This window comes from Tolumonas auensis DSM 9187, assembly GCF_000023065.1.
Lineage (GTDB): Bacteria > Pseudomonadota > Gammaproteobacteria > Enterobacterales > Aeromonadaceae > Tolumonas > Tolumonas auensis.
The window spans coordinates 3,423,201-3,440,320 of sequence record NC_012691.1 but is presented as its reverse complement, the minus strand read 5'-3'; the positions used below and the strand labels follow the sequence as shown (position 1 = coordinate 3,440,320).

17 protein-coding genes are annotated in these 17,120 nt (G+C 52.1%); 12 read left to right on the top strand and 5 right to left on the bottom strand.

What is annotated here, in order from left to right; genetic code table 11:
* The first annotated feature begins 3 nt into the window (after nt 1–3).
* The 11 genes from TOLA_RS16120 to TOLA_RS16070 all read left to right on the top strand — a co-directional run bounded on the left by TOLA_RS16120 (nt 4) and on the right by TOLA_RS16070 (nt 8,753).
* Nucleotides 4–795 (top strand): ParA family protein, encoded by a 792-nt coding sequence (locus TOLA_RS16120; RefSeq protein ID WP_015880179.1) that lies wholly within the window; start codon nt 4–6, stop codon nt 793–795.
* 11 nt (nt 796–806) lie between these two features.
* A complete protein-coding gene (locus tag TOLA_RS16115; RefSeq protein WP_015880178.1) occupies nt 807–1,715 on the top strand; it encodes a ParB/RepB/Spo0J family partition protein in 909 nt (302 codons plus the stop codon).
* A gap of 223 nt (nt 1,716–1,938) precedes the next feature.
* A complete protein-coding gene (locus TOLA_RS16110) occupies nt 1,939–2,310 on the top strand; it encodes an ATP synthase subunit I (protein ID WP_171804923.1) in 372 nt (123 codons plus the stop codon).
* An 8-nt stretch (nt 2,311–2,318) separates the two neighbouring features.
* Nucleotides 2,319–3,098: a F0F1 ATP synthase subunit A gene (gene atpB, locus TOLA_RS16105; protein ID WP_015880176.1), complete on the top strand. Its 780-nt coding sequence runs from the start codon at nt 2,319–2,321 to the stop codon at nt 3,096–3,098.
* Between the two features lie 44 nt (nt 3,099–3,142).
* Nucleotides 3,143–3,370 (top strand): F0F1 ATP synthase subunit C, encoded by a 228-nt coding sequence (gene atpE / locus TOLA_RS16100; protein WP_015880175.1) that lies wholly within the window; start codon nt 3,143–3,145, stop codon nt 3,368–3,370.
* A 39-nt stretch (nt 3,371–3,409) separates the two neighbouring features.
* The gene (gene atpF / locus TOLA_RS16095) at nt 3,410–3,880 is read left to right on the top strand and encodes a F0F1 ATP synthase subunit B (RefSeq protein WP_015880174.1); all 471 of its coding nucleotides are present in this window, start codon (nt 3,410–3,412) and stop codon (nt 3,878–3,880) included.
* A 14-nt stretch (nt 3,881–3,894) separates the two neighbouring features.
* Nucleotides 3,895–4,428, top strand: coding sequence for a F0F1 ATP synthase subunit delta (atpH, locus tag TOLA_RS16090; protein ID WP_015880173.1), 534 nt, complete (start codon nt 3,895–3,897; stop codon nt 4,426–4,428).
* Nucleotides 4,429–4,442: 14 nt separating this feature from the next.
* Nucleotides 4,443–5,984, top strand: a complete 1,542-nt coding sequence (atpA, locus tag TOLA_RS16085) for a F0F1 ATP synthase subunit alpha (protein ID WP_015880172.1) — start codon at nt 4,443–4,445, stop codon at nt 5,982–5,984.
* A 44-nt stretch (nt 5,985–6,028) separates the two neighbouring features.
* A complete protein-coding gene (gene atpG / locus TOLA_RS16080) occupies nt 6,029–6,892 on the top strand; it encodes a F0F1 ATP synthase subunit gamma (protein WP_015880171.1) in 864 nt (287 codons plus the stop codon).
* 32 nt (nt 6,893–6,924) lie between these two features.
* On the top strand, nt 6,925–8,313 hold the full coding sequence (gene atpD / locus TOLA_RS16075) for a F0F1 ATP synthase subunit beta (RefSeq protein WP_015880170.1): 1,389 nt from the start codon (nt 6,925–6,927) through the stop codon (nt 8,311–8,313).
* Nucleotides 8,314–8,330: 17 nt separating this feature from the next.
* Nucleotides 8,331–8,753: a F0F1 ATP synthase subunit epsilon gene (locus tag TOLA_RS16070; protein ID WP_015880169.1), complete on the top strand. Its 423-nt coding sequence runs from the start codon at nt 8,331–8,333 to the stop codon at nt 8,751–8,753.
* A gap of 136 nt (nt 8,754–8,889) precedes the next feature.
* On the opposite strand, the gene TOLA_RS16065 is transcribed toward TOLA_RS16070, so the two are convergent.
* From TOLA_RS16065 to hemC, 5 genes are all read right to left on the bottom strand, one after another.
* Nucleotides 8,890–10,110: an ammonium transporter gene (locus TOLA_RS16065; RefSeq protein WP_041609569.1), complete on the bottom strand. Its 1,221-nt coding sequence runs from the start codon at nt 10,108–10,110 to the stop codon at nt 8,890–8,892.
* A gap of 327 nt (nt 10,111–10,437) precedes the next feature.
* Nucleotides 10,438–11,607, bottom strand: coding sequence for a heme biosynthesis HemY N-terminal domain-containing protein (locus TOLA_RS16060; protein ID WP_015880167.1), 1,170 nt, complete (start codon nt 11,605–11,607; stop codon nt 10,438–10,440).
* Nucleotides 11,608–11,618: 11 nt separating this feature from the next.
* Nucleotides 11,619–12,689: a uroporphyrinogen-III C-methyltransferase gene (locus tag TOLA_RS16055; RefSeq protein ID WP_015880166.1), complete on the bottom strand. Its 1,071-nt coding sequence runs from the start codon at nt 12,687–12,689 to the stop codon at nt 11,619–11,621.
* Between the two features lie 17 nt (nt 12,690–12,706).
* Nucleotides 12,707–13,432 (bottom strand): uroporphyrinogen-III synthase, encoded by a 726-nt coding sequence (locus TOLA_RS16050; protein ID WP_015880165.1) that lies wholly within the window; start codon nt 13,430–13,432, stop codon nt 12,707–12,709.
* The gene (hemC, locus tag TOLA_RS16045) at nt 13,429–14,355 is read right to left on the bottom strand and encodes a hydroxymethylbilane synthase (RefSeq protein ID WP_015880164.1); all 927 of its coding nucleotides are present in this window, start codon (nt 14,353–14,355) and stop codon (nt 13,429–13,431) included. Before hemC ends, TOLA_RS16050 begins: the two co-directional genes overlap by 4 nt.
* 181 nt (nt 14,356–14,536) lie before the next feature.
* On the opposite strand from hemC, the gene TOLA_RS16040 reads away from it, so the two are divergent.
* On the top strand, nt 14,537–17,029 hold the full coding sequence (locus tag TOLA_RS16040) for a class I adenylate cyclase (protein WP_015880163.1): 2,493 nt from the start codon (nt 14,537–14,539) through the stop codon (nt 17,027–17,029).
* Nucleotides 17,030–17,120: the final 91 nt, after the last annotated feature.

Genomic DNA, 17,120 nt, shown 5'->3' with positions numbered 1-17,120 from the left:
ACTGTGGGAAAAGTCATTGCCATAGCAAACCAGAAAGGTGGGGTTGGTAAAACTACCACCAGCGTGAATTTGGCTGCTTCAATGGCGGCGACGCGTCGCAAGGTGCTGCTGATCGATCTCGATCCGCAGGGCAATGCCACTATGGCCAGCGGCGTTAATAAATACGAAACCGACCGGACGATCTACGAATTACTGGTGGAAGAAATGCCGGTCCGCGATGTGATCATCACCGAAACCACAGGCGGTTATGATCTGATTGCGGCCAACGGAGATGCGACTGCCGCCGAAATCCGGCTGATGGAAGTGTTTGCCCGGGAAATCCGTCTGCGCAACGCGCTGGCTCCGATCCGCGATGACTACGATTATATTTTTATCGACTGTCCGCCGGCGCTGAACCTGCTGACCGTCAACGCCATGTCGGCGGCCGACTCGGTGCTGGTGCCGATGCAGTGCGAATATTTTGCGCTGGAAGGACTGACCGCTCTGGTGGATACCATCAGTAAACTGGCTGCCGTGGTGAATCCGAATCTGAAAATTGAAGGTGTACTGCGAACGATGTTCGATCACCGTAACCGGCTCTCGAACGAAGTATCGGAACAGCTGAAGCAATATTTCGGCGACAAGGTATACCGGACCATTATTCCGCGTAATGTCCGTCTGGCCGAAGCACCCAGCCACGGCACCCCGGTGATGTATTACGACAAGAGTTCCCTTGGCTCCAAAGCCTATCTGGGACTGGCCGGCGAATTGCTGCGCCGGGAAGAGCAGCAACAAAAGGCCGAAGCCTCAGCGTGAGATAATCTGTTATGACATCCAAAAAACGCGGTTTAGGCAAAGGCCTGGAAGCATTACTGGGTACCAGTCAGGTCGCCCGGCAGAAACAAATTTTAAGTGATATTCAGGCTGATGCCGCGCAAGACAAAGTGGATAACCAGAAAGGTGAACTGCAGATCCTGCCGGTAAGCTGGCTGCGTCCCGGCAAATATCAGCCGCGCCGCGATATGTCGCAGGATGCGCTGGAAGATCTGGCGAATTCAATCCGTGCCCAAGGCGTTATTCAGCCGATCGTGGTGCGTCAGCTGGCGGAACAGCAGTACGAGATCATTGCCGGTGAACGGCGCTGGCGTGCCTGCCAGTTAGTCCGGCTGGAAACAGTACCCTGCCTGATCAAAAACGTCGAAGACAATGCGGCGGTGGCGATAGCGCTGATTGAAAACATTCAGCGGGAAGATCTGAATGCCATCGAAGAAGCGGTTGCCTTACAGCGGTTGATGACCGAATTTGAACTGTCCCACCAGCAGGTGGCGGAAGCGGTGGGCAAATCCCGTTCTGCGGTCAGTAACCTGTTGCGTTTGAATAATCTTAATGAAGATGTCAAACAACTGGTGGAGCACGGTGATCTGGACATGGGGCATGCCCGTGCCTTGCTCAGTCTGGAAGGTGAACAGCAGAGTGAAGTTGCCCGTACTGTAGCGCAGAAAAGTCTGACTGTTCGTGATACCGAGCGGATGGTGCAGAAGCTGTTGAATCCGGCGGCAGCCAAGCCGGAACCGGAAGTGGATCAGCAAAGTGTTGTCTGGTCTGAATCCTTGTCCGGTCAATTGGGGCTTTCCGTACAATTTGTCCGTTCCGGTGATAATAACGGCAAGATTATTCTGAGTTATCAGAATGCTGCGGAATTTGAGAAAATCCGCCACCTTTTCAATTTGAGCTAGTTCACAAAAACGGCTGGTTTTTTCAGTTTTATTGGGCTAATGTTTTGCTTTAATCAGTAAAAAAAATCCTTTCGCACCAGATAGTTACATTTAAGATATATGTTAAATGCTCGTTGCGGTGCTTTTTAACAAAAGGATGCTTTTTTGTTGGTTTTATGTTAATTAATTGCGCCGTAATAAGGCGTTACAAGATCGGAGAAGCTGAATGCTGCAGGGACCGTCGATGAGTGTCAAAACTATGGCGTGGTCTGTGCTTTGGGTTCAGCTTGCACTGATAGTGGTAGCTGCGTTGATTACCTGGCTGGTAAAAGATGCCGCTACTGCGGGTTCTGTCTTATGCGGAGGCGGAACTTACTGGGTACCACAGTTACTGTTCAGCGTTATCAGTACTTCACGACCAGAGCGTGAGCTGGATGTTGGACTGGTACTGTGGGATGTCTATCTGGCTGCCGGCTCAAAATTGATCTCCACACTGGTTTGTTTTGTCGTGGTGTTCAAATGGCTGGATGTGAATCATGCCGTTGTGCTGATCACGTTTAGTTTGTTGCTTGCCAGTCAGTGGATAATATCGTTAACCCTCAACAATCGTTACTAGGAACTAGCATGGCTTCCACAGGAGAAACGCTTACTTCTCAGGAATATATTGCTCACCATTTGCATCATTTGCAGGTTGGCAGTGGTTTCTGGACGGTAAATATCGACTCCATGGTTTTTTCCGTGGTCTTGGGGACGCTGTTTATCTGGTTATTCCGCAGAGTAGCTGTCAAAGCGACCAGTGGTGTACCGGGTAAACTGCAGTGTTTTGTTGAGATAGTGTTCGGATTTGTGGACGATACTGTGAAAGGTATTTTCCATGGCAAAAATAAACTGATCGCACCTTTGGCGCTGACCATTTTTGTCTGGATTTTCCTGATGAACGCGATGGACTTACTGCCCATCGATTATCTGCCGCATCTGGCACAAATCAGCAATATTCCCTACCTGCGCGTGGTTCCATCTGCAGATGTTAATATCACATTGTCCATGGCTCTGGGTGTTTTTTTCCTGATCCTGTTCTACAGCATCAAGATAAAAGGTATTGGCGGCTTTGTTAAAGAGCTGACTATGACCCCCTTCAACCATTGGGCATTCGTGCCAATTAACCTGCTGCTGGAAACCGTTACCTTGATTTCCAAACCTATCTCTCTGGGTTTGCGACTGTTCGGCAACATGTATGCGGGCGAGATGATTTTCATCCTGATCGCTGCGATGCTGCCTTGGTGGTCTCAGTGGTTCCTGAATGTGCCGTGGGCTATCTTCCACATTCTGATTATCACGTTGCAGGCGTTTATTTTCATGGTGTTGACAATCGTTTATTTGTCAATGGCTTGTGAAGAACATTAATTTTTTGATCAACGTTTTGTTCATATTTTTGACGGAGAAAAATCATGGAGATGTTATTCATCGCTGCGGGTCTGATGATGGGTCTGGCTGCTATCGGTGCTGCTATCGGTATCGGCGTATTGGGTGGTAAATTCCTGGAAGGTGCTGCACGTCAGCCTGACCTGCTGCCTCTGCTGCGTACCCAATTCTTTATCGTAATGGGTCTGGTAGATGCTATCCCGATGATCGCAGTTGGTCTGGGTATGTATGTTATGTTCGCGGTTGCGAAGTAAGAGTAAACCAGGCATTTCATTTTTTAAGGGAGATGGGCAGTGAATATCAATGCAACCATCCTCGGCCAGACGATTGCTTTCATTATTTTTGTCTGGTTCTGCATGAAGTTCGTGTGGCCGCCTTTGATGGCTGCCATCGAAAAACGTCAGAAAGAAATTGCTGACGGTATGGCTTCAGCAGACCGTGCGAAAAAAGACCTGGACCTGGCACAAAACAAAGCCATGGAACAGATCAAGGAAGCAAAACAGCAAGCCGCTGAGATTATCGAGCAGGCGAACAAACGCCGTGCCCAAGTTATTGATGAAGCCAATCAGGACGCGATGGCGGAACGGGAAAAAATCCTGAACCAGGCCAGAGCGGAAATTGAGGCTGAACGCAACCGTGCGAAAGAAGAACTCCGTAAACATGTTGCTGCTCTGGCAGTGGCGGGTGCGGAAAAAATTCTGGAGCGTCAGCTGGACAGTGCCGCGAACAGCGCCATTGTTGACAAGCTGGTTGCTGAACTCTAAGGGGAGCCGGGGCTATGTCTGAAGTGACAACCATTGCGCGCCCCTACGCCAAAGCCGCGTTCGATTTTGCCGTTGAACAGAAAGCGGTGGATAGCTGGTTATCGATGTTGCTCTTTGCGGCCGAAGTGTCGAAAGACGATACCGTACAACAGGTGATCCACAGCTCTATGGCGCCAGAACAACTGGCGCAGTTGTTTAACCAGATTTGTGGTGAACAACTGAACGAGCAAGGCCAGAACCTGATCCGGGTCATGGCTGAAAACGGACGTTTGAGTGTACTGCCTGCGGTCGTTGCTGAGTTTTCGGCACTGAAAGCAGAACTGGACAAAGAACTGGAAGCGCAGATCACCTCTGCGGCAGCGTTATCTGAAGCGGAAAAAGTGAAAATCCAGAAATCTCTGGAAGCACGTTATCAGCGCACAGTACGTCTGAATTGTCAGCTGGATCCATCGTTGATGGCCGGTCTGGTGATCAAGATCGGTGATGACATCATCGATGCCAGCGTTCGCAGTAAACTCAACCGCTTGGCGGAAGCATTGCAATCTTGATTGGGGATTAAAGCATGCAACTCAACTCCACTGAAATTGCCGAGCTGATTAAAAAGCGTATCGCGCAATTCAACGTCGTGACCGAGGCCCGCAATGAAGGGACTATCGTATCGGTCAGCGACGGTATTATTCGTATTCATGGCCTTGCTGATGTCATGCAAGGTGAAATGATCGAACTGCCTGGCAACAGCTATGGTCTGGCTCTGAACCTGGAGCGTGACTCTGTTGGTGCTATCGTCATGGGCCCGTACACTGATCTGGCTGAAGGCCAGAAAGTAACGGGTACCGGTCGTATTCTGGAAGTGCCGGTTGGTCGTGGTCTGCTGGGCCGTGTGGTTAACACACTGGGTCAGCCTATTGATGGTAAAGGCCCTATCGAAAACGATGGCTTTGCTCCGGTAGAAGTGATTGCACCAGGCGTAATCGAACGTCAATCTGTTTCTCAGCCAGTACAAACTGGTTATAAAGCAGTTGATGCAATGATCCCAATCGGCCGTGGCCAGCGTGAGCTGATCATCGGTGACCGTCAGACCGGTAAAACCGCGCTGGCGATCGACGCGATCATCAACCAGAAAGATTCCGGCATCAAATGTGTGTACGTGGCTATCGGCCAGAAAGCGTCAACCATCGCTAACGTGGTGCGCAAACTGGAAGAGCACGGTGCACTGGCTAACACCATCGTGGTGGTGGCATCTGCTTCTGAATCAGCTTCTCTGCAATATCTGGCGCCTTACTCTGGTTGTACCATGGGTGAGTATTTCCGTGACCGCGGTGAAGATGCACTGATTATTTATGACGATCTGTCCAAGCACGCTGTGGCTTACCGTCAGATCTCTCTGCTGCTGCGTCGTCCGCCAGGACGTGAAGCTTACCCAGGCGACGTGTTCTATTTACACTCCCGTCTGCTGGAACGTGCTTCCCGCGTTAACACAGATTATGTGGAAGCGTTCACCAAAGGCGCGGTAAAAGGCCAGACTGGTTCTCTGACGGCACTGCCAATCATTGAAACTCAGGCCGGTGACGTGTCTGCATTCGTTCCGACCAACGTAATTTCGATTACTGACGGTCAGATCTTCCTGACCACTCAACTGTTCAACGCCGGTATTCGTCCTGCGGTTGACCCGGGTATTTCGGTATCCCGTGTGGGTGGTGCTGCTCAGACCAAGATCATCAAGAAACTGTCCGGTGGTATCCGTACCGCACTGGCACAGTATCGTGAACTGGCGGCGTTCGCACAGTTCTCTTCTGATCTGGACGATGCAACCCGTAAACAGCTGAACCATGGTCAGAAAGTGACTGAGCTGATGAAGCAGAAACAGTACGCACCGATGAGTGTGGCCCAGCAAGCGCTGGTACTGTTCGCTGCTGAGCGTGGCTATCTGGAAGATGTCGAACTGAACAAGATCGGCGACTTTGAAGCAGCGCTGCTCTCTTATGCCAACAATGAGCATGCTGATCTGATGGCTGAAATTAATGCAAAAGCAGATTACAACGATGACATCGTTGCGCGTCTGTCTGCATTGATCGATAGCTTCAAAGCGACTCATACCTGGTAATAACGCGGCTGCCGTAAGGCAGCCTCTGATGTGGAGAGTCAGCAATGGCCGGCGCAAAAGAGATACGCAATAAAATCGCCAGTGTGAAGAACACGCAAAAGATCACCGGTGCCATGGAGATGGTGGCAGCCAGCAAAATGCGCAAAGCGCAGGAACGCATGGCCTATAGCCGTCCCTATGCCGTGACCATGCGCAAGGTGATCGGTCATATCGCGTTGGGTAACCTGGAGTATAAACACTCCTACCTGATTGAACGTGAAGTGAAGCGGGTGGGTTACATCATCGTATCGACTGATCGTGGTCTGTGTGGTGGTCTGAACATTAACCTGTTCAAATCAGCGCTGGTATCGATGAAAGAATGGAAGGAGCAGGGCGTAGAAGTTTCTACTGCGCTGATTGGCTCAAAAGCGGCCAACTTCTTCGAACGCTTTGGTGGCAAAGCACTGGCACAGGTTTCCGGGATGGGTGATGCGCCAAGCATCGGCGATCTGATCGGTTCTGTAAAAGTGATGCTGCAAGCTTACGACAACGGCGAGATCGATCGTCTGTATCTGGTGTACAACAAGTTTGTAAACACCATGGTGCAGACACCTACAGTCGATCAGATGCTGCCTTTGCCGAAGGCTGATGACCAGGCGCTGGCAAAACGCCACTGGGATTATCTGTATGAACCGGATCCCAAACATCTGTTGAATGAACTGCTGATCCGTTATGTCGAATCACAGGTTTATCAGGGTGTGGTGGAGAATTTAGCCAGTGAGCAGGCAGCCCGTATGGTGGCAATGAAAGCGGCTACCGATAACGCCGGCGATCTGATTGGTGATTTGCAACTGGTGTATAACAAGGCGCGTCAGGCGTCGATTACCCAGGAACTCACCGAGATCGTTAGCGGTGCATCGGCAGTTTAAGGCAAAGGTTTCCAGGCTTTAGAGGATTTGACATGAGTAACGGTATCATTGTTCAAGTCATCGGTGCGGTTGTAGACGTACAGTTTCCGCAAGATGCGGTTCCAAAGGTTTATGACGCGCTGAAGATTGTGAGCGAAGGCCAGTCCAAAGGGCTGGTTATGGAAGTGCAACAACAAATCGGTGGTGGTGTTGTTCGTTGTATCGCGATGGGGACTTCTGATGGTCTGCGTCGTGGTGCCGAAGTATCTAACACCGGTGAAGCGATCAAAGTACCGGTTGGTATGAAGACGCTGGGTCGTATCATGAACGTTCTGGGCGAGCCTGTGGACGAACAAGGCCCAATCGGTGCAGAAGACAACTGGGTTATTCATCGTGAAGCGCCAAGCTACGAAGATCAGTCCAGTGCCACTGAACTGCTGGAAACAGGCATCAAGGTTATCGACCTGATCTGCCCGTTTGCCAAAGGCGGTAAAGTCGGTCTGTTCGGTGGTGCCGGTGTAGGCAAAACCGTAAACATGATGGAATTGATCAACAACATCGCGAAAGCGCACTCCGGTCTGTCTGTATTCGCCGGTGTGGGTGAACGTACCCGTGAGGGTAATGACTTCTATTATGAAATGAAGGAGTCTAACGTTCTCGACAAAGTAGCGATGGTGTATGGCCAGATGAACGAGCCACCAGGAAACCGTCTGCGTGTAGCTCTGACTGGTCTGACCATGGCGGAAAAATTCCGTGATGAAGGCCGTGACGTTCTGTTGTTCATCGACAACATCTATCGTTACACCCTGGCCGGTACTGAAGTATCAGCTCTGCTGGGTCGTATGCCATCTGCGGTAGGTTATCAGCCAACACTGGCGGAAGAGATGGGTGTTCTGCAAGAACGTATCACCTCTACCAAGACGGGTTCTATCACGTCAATCCAGGCGGTATACGTACCTGCGGATGACTTGACTGACCCGTCACCAGCGACCACGTTTGCGCATCTGGACTCAACCGTAACATTGAGCCGTCAGATCGCAGCGTTGGGTATTTACCCGGCGGTTGACCCACTGGATTCTACTTCTCGTCAGCTGGATCCGCTGGTGGTTGGTCAGGAACACTACGAAACCGCGCGTGGCGTACAGACAGTTCTGCAGCGTTATAAAGAACTGAAAGACATCATCGCCATCCTGGGTATGGATGAATTGTCAGAAGATGACAAGCTGGTGGTAGCGCGTGCACGTAAGATCGAACGTTTCCTGTCACAGCCATTTAACGTTGCGGAAGTATTCACCGGTTCACCAGGTAAATACGTGACTCTGAAAGAGACGATCCGTGGCTTTAAAGGCATTCTGGACGGCGAATACGACGATCTGCCAGAACAGGCGTTCTACATGGTTGGCTCCATCGACGAAGTGGTCGAGAAAGCTAAGAAACTGTAATTCAGGCAGGAGGCTCTATGGCTGAGATTACCTTCCACCTGGATGTGGTCAGTGCTGAAGGCATGTTGTTTTCCGGTCGTGTGGAATCCGTTCAGGTTTCCGGCGCGGAAGGGGAACTGGGGATCCGTCACGGTCATGCACCGTTACTGACTTCCATCAAGCCTGGTCTGGTGCGTCTGGTTAAACTGCATGGTGCCGAAGAGGTGATGTACATCTCCGGCGGTATGCTGGAAGTGCAACCAGAAGCTGCGACCGTGCTGGCGGACACCGTGATCCGTGCGACTGATTTGGATGAAGCGAAGGCACAGGCTGCCAAACGGGCTGCCGAGGAGAAAATCCACGGCAATCCGGGCGATGTGGACTATGCGACTGCAATCACCGAACTGGCGAAAGCAGTGGCGCAATTACGCGTCATCGAGATCACCCGCAAACGCTTCTGATTTGGCTTTACTGCCTTAATGAAAAAACGGCCTGTCTATACCAGACAGGCCGTTTTTTTATGTCCGATCAGCTGTTATCGCACGGATAAAAAAAAGCCGTAATCGTCAGGATCACGGCTTTTTAATCAGAGGAAATTTAAGACTTCAGATCGTCCATGACTGCGCTGATTTTATGGATTGCGAGGTCAGCCCCTTCATGTTCATCTTCCTGTGACAGGCGCAGGCCTACGAATTTCTTCATGGTGCCATAAACCAGCAGGGCACCGGCTACCGCAATCACAATGCCCAGCAGTGTACCGAGTAGCTGTGAAAGGATGGATACACCGCCGATACCGCCCAGTGCGGTACTGCCAAAGATACCGGCAGCGATGCCGCCCCAGGCACCACACAGACCGTGCAGCGGCCAGACCCCGAGTACGTCATCAATCTGCGGACGACGTTGCAGCATCGTGAACACAATAATGAAGATGGCACCGGCAACGCCACCGACCACTAATGCACCAATCGGGTGCATTACATCGGAACCGGCACAGACAGCAACCAGACCTGCCAGCGGGCCGTTATGGATAAAGCCGGGGTCATTTTTGCCCAGAAACATGGCGACCAGCGTACCGCCCACCATGGCCATCAATGAGTTCACGGCGACTAATCCGCTGATGCCGCTCAGTTTTTGTGCCGACATCACGTTAAAACCAAACCAGCCGACAATCAGGATCCAGGCACCCAGAGCCAGCATCGGAATATTGGATGGGGCAAAGCTGAAAATTTGTTTGCCGCGGATACGGCCGCGACGCATGCCCAGCAACGTCAGCGCGACCAGACCAATCCAGCCACCGACGGCGTGCACCACCACCGAACCGGCAAAGTCATGAAAGGGGGCACCGAACTGCGAGGTGAACCATTCCTGCACACCAAAACGGCCGTTCCAGGCAATCCCTTCAAACAGCGGATAAACCAGACCCACAATCAGGAAGGAACAGCACAGCATCGGGTAGAAGCGGGCGCGTTCAGCGATACCGCCACTCACGATCGCCGGAATTGCGGCTGCAAAAGTCAGCAGAAAGAAGAACTTAGTTAATTCCAGCCCATTCTGGCTCATCAGCGTGCCGGCACTGCTGAGGAAACTCTTGTCGTAAGCCAGAAAATAACCGATGAAAAAATAGGCCAGCGTTGAGACGCCGAAATCGGTAATGATTTTAACCAGTGCGTTGACCTGGTTTTTGTTACGTACAGTACCAAGCTCCAGAAAGGCGAAGCCGGCATGCATGGCCAGTACCATGACAGCACCCAGTAATAAAAACAGGGTATCAGCACCACTGGTCAGGGTTGCAATTGCATTTGTGGTTTCCACCAACATCTCCTCTGTAGATTCAAATACCGCCCCATTTCTGTGCTTTGGTGGTGGTAATGTACTGAATTGAGTCTGTTTTTGACTCAAATTTGTGCTATTCCCCGTATTGGGGCGCTAAGAAGATTCACGAATTATGCCAATATGATTAATCATAATAATTCGTGTTATAAAACAATAACTTCTGTGTGGATACTACGAATATAGTAGGTATATGGCTGAAAGAGTTAACCATTTTGGTGCTATTGCGCACAAAAATAAGGCAATTAAAGAATAAAACAGCATGAAAGAAAGGATTCATAGAGTACCCTGCTGTATGACAGCAGGGTATGACTATCAGGATAAACTCAGACGGTAATATTCTGCGGCTTTTTCAAACAGACGCTGGTGTTCCATGATAGAAGCCAGTGCCCGCTGATCTCTGGTCGTTGGCTGCAGCGCCACACTGCGTTCCAGGTAACCCTGAGCAGGTACATACTGTTCCTGATGGTAATAGATATGGCCCAGAGCCGACAGCAACGCCGGTGACTGCGGATGCTGTTTCAGCTGACGCAGCAGCAGTTGCAGCAACTGGGAGTAATCACTGAGTTTCAGTTCGGCGCAACGTTGCCATAAAGCCTCATCTGCCTGTTTGCGCAGCAAGGGTGCCAGTTGCTCAAATGCAGCCTGATAGTGCTGTTGCTGAATAAGGGTATCAATCAGGGCCAGTTTTAATTGCGGTGTATGGCGTACGACGCGGGGTTGCTGCTGCCAGAAGGCCAGCAGTACATCTTCGTTCTGCTCCTGCAGAATTTTGCTGAACCAGGCCTGATAACATTGTTGCTGTGCGGCCGCGAAATCATCGTCGCTCAGCAACTGTTGTTTCCGCAGTAATGGCAGTAGTTCCAGTTCTTCCTGCCATGCCTGCTGAGCCTGATAGATGCTGCGTAAGCGTTGCAGGATCTGCGGATGCTGAGGCCAGCGCTGACGCAGCTGTTCCAGTAATTCACGGCTTTGCTGCCATTCGCCCTGATCCTGCAGCAGACGAACCTGGGTCAGCTGGATGGCCAGCTGGGCCTGCGGATCCAGTTCACCGGCTTTCAGCAGATATTCATCGCGTTTCTGATAAGCGCCCTGTGCATGCGCCGCTTCGGCAGCAGAGAGATAATTCAGCAACGGCAGATCACTTTGTCCGGCACTGCGCAGCATCAGATGTTCTGCGCGCTGATATTCACCTTCCGCCAGTGCGGTCATGCCTTTCTGGGTCTGGCGCTGTGCTTTCAGATAGCGGCGGTTTTGCCACCAGCCACGAATACCACGACGAACACTGAACAGGCGGCTCAGTAATCCTTCGGTCAGCAGTAACAGAAAGTAAAAGACAAACGCAATAATCGCGGCGGTGATAACACTCATTTCAATGGTGTAGTCAGCAACCGCAATCATCACATAACCCTGATGATCAGCCAGCTGCGGGCCCACTAACAGGGCGGCAGCCAGAATCACCAGTAAGACTATCAGACGGATCATCCTGTTTCTCCTCAGCGGGCTGCCGGTGCGGTTTGCCAGCGCTCAGCGAGCGTTTTTTCCAGCAGTGGCTGCACAGCAAAGGTTTTCGGATAGTGGCCGGTGATATCGGCTTCCTGCAGCGTGGTCAGCTCTTTTTGCATGAACTGGGTGGCGCTGTCATCCGCTTCGTAGTAATCACTGAGCCAGCTTTGTGCTTTCTGCAGATGATTACGGAAATTAGCCTGTTCCTGGCGCAATAAACTCAGTTGTGCCAGTTGCAGCTGTAAGCGCAGATTTTCCTGCAGATAGGCAGACTGCTCCGGTGACAGCAATGCTTCCACCTGACTGCTCCGGCGGCGGATAGTCACAAAGTGTTCGGCAAACTGTTTGGCACTCTTTTCCAGATTGGTTTGCCAGTCGCTTAACTGATCGCTGACTTCATCGCTGATCGGGTCTTGTTCCAGTTTTGGCTCTAATCCTTTGATTTTCAGTTGATCGATATTATCCAGCAGGGTGCCTACCCGCAGAGACAGGCCTTCACGATCGACTTCCGGTGCGGATTTTACGGCGGCAATATCTTCGGCCAGCGCTTTACGCAGCGGGATCAGTGACGGGTCTGCGATAGCCTGTATGCGGCTATCGGCATCGGTCAGTAAAATACCGGCAGTAACGAGATCCTGCTCCAGCCAGAGTTTGCGTCCGGCCATGCGCACCAGATAACCGGCTTCGGCCAGCATCCAGTCGTTCGGTCGCTGATGTTCTTTTTCCAGCCATTTCTGTTCCAGTTCCCGCTGACGGCCATCCAGTTTCAGCTGTTGTTCACCTAAGCTGGCCAGTGATTCTTTCACCACTGGTTGTGTTTCCAGCAAATCCTGCAGGGCGGATTGTTCGCTGCGGGACTGTTGCAGTTCATCGTGCAGCGTTGCCAGTTCCTGTGCCGTTTGTCGTTGTTGCTGATAAACATAGATGCTGAAGCCGCCGATACCGGCCATCAGGATCAGCAACAAACCGATTGCTGTTTTTGAGGAGCTGTTACGCTTTACGGTGTGTGGTTTCGGCTCTTGTCCGGCTGGCGGCAGAGCGGATTCCTGGGCTTCACTCATCTGTTTCATCCTCTGAATTATTCTGATAATGCAGCCGCCACAGCCTGATGCTGTGCGCCGGACATAATCGTTATTTGTTTAAATCCTGAATGCCTGATCTCTTCCGCGATGCGTTCGCTGGCAACAAACCAGCGTAGTGCTGATAACCAATTTCCGGCGGTATCGGGTAACAGGATCAGTAATTGCCGAAATAATTCACTACTAGTGATGATAACACTGTCCACCGCGGCTGCCTGCCATTCCTGTAATAAACGGGCGCCGTCTGTTTGCAGATAGTGACGACGGTAACATTCAACACAGGAAACCTGCGCACCGCGGTGGCGTAAGGTTTCCGTCAGCAGTTCGCGGCCACCGTTACCGCGCAGGATCACGATTTTCTTTCCGTTAACCGATTGCAGTGCGGGCTGCGCCAGCAAACCTTCGCTGCGGGCATCGGCAGGCGAGATGACGCGGAGCCCTTGTTGCTGCCATTCGGCTGCCGTCGCCGGGCCGACCGCCAGATAAGTCAGCGCTGGTGGCCACAGAATTTTTTGTTGCTGTAAGTGGCGGCTGGCAAATTGTACGGCAGCGGCACTCACCGCGAGGGTGATCTCCGCCTGCTTCAGCAGGGCTGGTAATAAGGCTAACTCATCGCCTGGCTGGTAAGTCAGTAACGGGCAGACTACCGGTGTGTGGCCGTCACGCCGCAAATATGCCGCCAGTTCACCGGCGGCAGGCTGCGGACGCAGGATTAACGGTGTCATGCGCCATAAACCGCACGCAGAATATCATCAGCACCCTGAACCAGCAGTTGTTCTGCCAGTAGCTTACCCAGTTCTTCGGCCTGTTCTTTCGGACCGGAAATATCGCCATGAATGATCTGTTTGCCATCCACAGATCCAACCAGACCACGCAGCCACAAATGATCGTTGTCCTGCATTTCCGCAAATGCGCCGATAGGGACCTGACAACCACCCTGCAGCGTGCGGTTCATGGCCCGTTCCGCCATCACACAGTAACGGGTGGTGGCATGTTCCAGTGATGCCAGTAATGCTAACGTTTGGGTATCACCGAGACGACATTCAATGCCGACCGCACCCTGGCCATTCGCAGGCAGGCTGAGCTCCGGGGGTAACCGTGAGCGGATCCGTTCTGCCTTGTCCAGACGACGTAAACCGGCGGCAGCGAGGATGATGGCATCATAGTCACCGGCATCCAGTTTGGCTAAACGGGTATTCACATTGCCGCGCAGATCGCGGATCACCAGATCCGGACGCTGCGCCCGCAGCTGACACTGCCGGCGCAGGCTGGAGGTACCGACCACCGCACCTTCCGGTAGTTCATATACGCTGGCAAAGCGGGAACTGACAAACGCATCGTACGGATCATCACGCTCACAGATCACCGCCAGACCGAGCCCGTCAGGAAAATCAACCGGTACATCTTTCATGGAATGCACGGCAATATCTGCCCGGTTTTCCAGCATGGCTTGTTCTAACTCTTTGACAAACAAACCTTTACCACCAATCTTGGCCAGCGGGGTATCGAGAATTTTGTCACCCTGCGTGCTCATCGGCACCAGCGTGACTTGTAATCCGGGATGATGAAGCTCAAGCTGTTGCTTAACGAAGTTGGCCTGCCACAGGGCCAGCGGGCTTTTTCGGGTAGCGATACGCAGTTCGGTCATAAGTGTCTGTACCAGCGGTTTTTACCGGATACTAACATGGTAGCAGATGGCGGTTGAACCCTGAGCGTTACATTGCACTATTCCGGGGAGGTTTACCGCGCTGTCAGCTGTGCTAACATGGGGAAATTACACCAGCCATTGCTGGCGAAGTGTCCGAATTTGATCAACTAAGGCCAAACGGTTGTTTAAACAGTTTGAGTTGCTGGTTGCCCGCTGTGATGCCATCAATCAGATCAAGATGGAACGGGCGCTGGAGGCAATGAACGAGGCGGGGCGGCGTATGCTCTCCATGCTGCCGGTTCTGCTGCATTATCATCATCCACACCTTCCGGGCTATGTCTCCGGTGAGGTGCCCTGTGGTATTGCCAATTTTCAGCCGGATGCGGCGCAACGCAAGTTTCTGTTTACCCAATGCGGTCATACGGCCGAGCCTGAAGTGAAAGAGTGCTGCCTGTCTGCGGTGTATACCATGGGCAGCACCTCGTCTATTGGCCAGAGTACGGTCTCCGATCTGGATATCTGGATTTGTCATGATCCGGCATTGTCTGCTGAGCGGCGGGCACTGCTGGAGCAAAAGTGTCAGTTCCTCTCCCGGCTGGCAGAACAGCACAGTGTGGAAATGAACTTTTTCCTGATCCCGGAAAATAAATTCCGCGTCGGTAACCAGGCTCAGGTTGGCCTGGATAACTGCGGCAGTGCGCAGCATCTGCTGTTGCTGGAAGAGTTTTACCGCAGTGCTACGCGGGTTGCCGGTAAGCGTCTGCTGTGGCCGTTGATCCCGGTCGAGCGGGAAGATGAATATGATGCACTGGCCGCAGCGCTGTTCAGCACCGGGATGATTTCCGAAGATGACTGGCTCGATCTGGGCGGCGTTGGTCATATTCCGGCGGAAGAGTATTTTGGTTCGGCACTGTGGCTGCTGTACAAAGGGCTGGATTCGCCTTACAAGGCGGTATTGAAAATTCTGGTCATGGAAGCCTATTCCGCAGAGTTCCCGCACACCGATCTGTTAGCCGTACAGGCGAAACGCTGGTTCCAGCAGCATGATGAATTCGGTTTATCGCTGGATGCCTATTATCTGATGCTGGATAAGGTCACGGATTATCTGACCAAGCTGGGGGATACCAAACGGCTGGATCTGGCGCGGCGTTGTTTCTATTTAAAAATCTGTGACCCGTTAAGCCGCAATGTGCCACCGCAACATGGTCGCTGGCGACGTGATTTGCTGGTTAAACTGGTGCGGGACTGGGGTTGGGATCATGCAACGCTGCAGCATCTCGACAGCCATGATCAGTGGAAAGTCGAGCAGGTTAAAACGGCCTATGAAGAGCTGCTGAGCTCGCTGATGCAAAGTTACAGCAAGCTGATCCAGTTTGCGCGCCGCAACAACATCAGTGAATCCATCAACCCGGAAGATATCGGGATTCTGTCGCGTAAACTCTATACCGCGTTTGAGGCGCTGCCGGGTAAGGTGCAGCGTATTAACCTGAAGATTGCGCCTGATTTGCATGAGTCGGATTTAAGCCTGATCCAGGTGCCGCCGGGACATCTGAACCGTCAGGGCTGGTATCTGTATAAATACTCGCTCAAACCGCACGATATTATCGGGCGGGCACCGCTGGAATATAACGGCTATCTTTCCAAGCTGGTGGCCTGGGCCTATTTTAATGGTCTGATGGTCGCGAATACGCGGATCGATATCCGGCAGGCGGGCTCCGATATCACCCGAACCTGTCTGCATCAGTTCTGTCAGGATCTGGCCGATACCTTCCCGGTGGAATTGCCGCCGGCAAGTAATCTGGCGCTGAGCCGGCCGTGTGAAATCCGTCATCTGGGGATTTTCCTCAATCTGGAGCGTGATCCGACGGCCGACTGGCCGGAAGAGATGCCGCCGGTGCTGGAACATGGCGAGGATATGCTCTGTTTCGGCGCGCGTCAGGAGTGCCTGATTGGTACGGTGGATCTGGTGTACCGGAATTCATGGAATGAAGTGCGTACGCTGCACTTTAACGGTCTGGATGCGGTTGTTGAGGCCCTGAGTACCATTTTAAGCAAGATGCATCAGGACGCTGCGGCACCGGATGCGATCGATGTGTTCTGCTACAGTCAGTATTACCGCGACGAGATCCGCCACCAGTTTACGGAACTGGTGAACTCCTGTATTTCGCTGCGTCTGGCGCTGGATAAACAGCGCATGGTGAAATTACTGTCCGTGGGTGAGCACCGGTATGCGCTGTTTCTGGAACGCCGCGGAGTCTCCGTGCGTCAGCTCAGCAGTGCGATCGATTTTTACCGTCAGGTGTCGGATAACAAACTGGAACGTCAGACCGCGGAGCCGGATAACGGGCTGCATGTGCCGCCGATCGTCGATGCGTATGCCAGTGAAGGCCTGATCCAGTATTTCTTTGAAGATAACGACAACGGTTTTAACGTCTATATTCTGGACGAAAATAACAAAGTCGAAATTTATCACGAATATGCCGGCAGCAAAGAAGATCTGGTGCAGAATGTCAATCGCTATTACACCATGACGCATCAGCGTTTCGACTTCACCGAACAGGTGATCAATTTCAATTTACCGCAGTTTTATGAGCTGGTGCCCGGTTCAGATTCACTGCAGGTCACGCCATACCGCTCCGCGATGCGGGAGATGCCGCAACAGGCATCCGGCTAACATTACCGCTGTTTTTTGTCCTTTGTTCAAAAGTGTAAAGAATCGCAAATCAGGATGAGAAGTATACCTGAAGGACTATTATCGCCTCCGC

Bases quoted from the DNA above. Each gene is read 5' to 3' on its own strand.
- TOLA_RS16060 (WP_015880167.1), bottom strand. From the start codon at position 11,607: ATGATCCGTCTGATAGTCTTACTGGTGATTCTGGCTGCCGCCCTGTTA.
- atpH (WP_015880173.1), top strand. From the start codon at position 3,895: ATGTCTGAAGTGACAACCATTGCGCGCCCCTACGCCAAAGCCGCGTTC.
- atpG (WP_015880171.1), top strand. From the start codon at position 6,029: ATGGCCGGCGCAAAAGAGATACGCAATAAAATCGCCAGTGTGAAGAAC.
- TOLA_RS16115 (WP_015880178.1), top strand. From the start codon at position 807: ATGACATCCAAAAAACGCGGTTTAGGCAAAGGCCTGGAAGCATTACTG.
- TOLA_RS16050 (WP_015880165.1), bottom strand. From the start codon at position 13,432: ATGACACCGTTAATCCTGCGTCCGCAGCCTGCCGCCGGTGAACTGGCG.
- atpD (WP_015880170.1), top strand. From the start codon at position 6,925: ATGAGTAACGGTATCATTGTTCAAGTCATCGGTGCGGTTGTAGACGTA.
- atpE (WP_015880175.1), top strand. From the start codon at position 3,143: ATGGAGATGTTATTCATCGCTGCGGGTCTGATGATGGGTCTGGCTGCT.
- TOLA_RS16065 (WP_041609569.1), bottom strand. From the start codon at position 10,110: ATGTTGGTGGAAACCACAAATGCAATTGCAACCCTGACCAGTGGTGCT.
- atpB (WP_015880176.1), top strand. From the start codon at position 2,319: ATGGCTTCCACAGGAGAAACGCTTACTTCTCAGGAATATATTGCTCAC.
- TOLA_RS16055 (WP_015880166.1), bottom strand. From the start codon at position 12,689: ATGAGTGAAGCCCAGGAATCCGCTCTGCCGCCAGCCGGACAAGAGCCG.
- atpA (WP_015880172.1), top strand. From the start codon at position 4,443: ATGCAACTCAACTCCACTGAAATTGCCGAGCTGATTAAAAAGCGTATC.
- TOLA_RS16110 (WP_171804923.1), top strand. From the start codon at position 1,939: ATGAGTGTCAAAACTATGGCGTGGTCTGTGCTTTGGGTTCAGCTTGCA.
- hemC (WP_015880164.1), bottom strand. From the start codon at position 14,355: ATGACCGAACTGCGTATCGCTACCCGAAAAAGCCCGCTGGCCCTGTGG.
- TOLA_RS16070 (WP_015880169.1), top strand. From the start codon at position 8,331: ATGGCTGAGATTACCTTCCACCTGGATGTGGTCAGTGCTGAAGGCATG.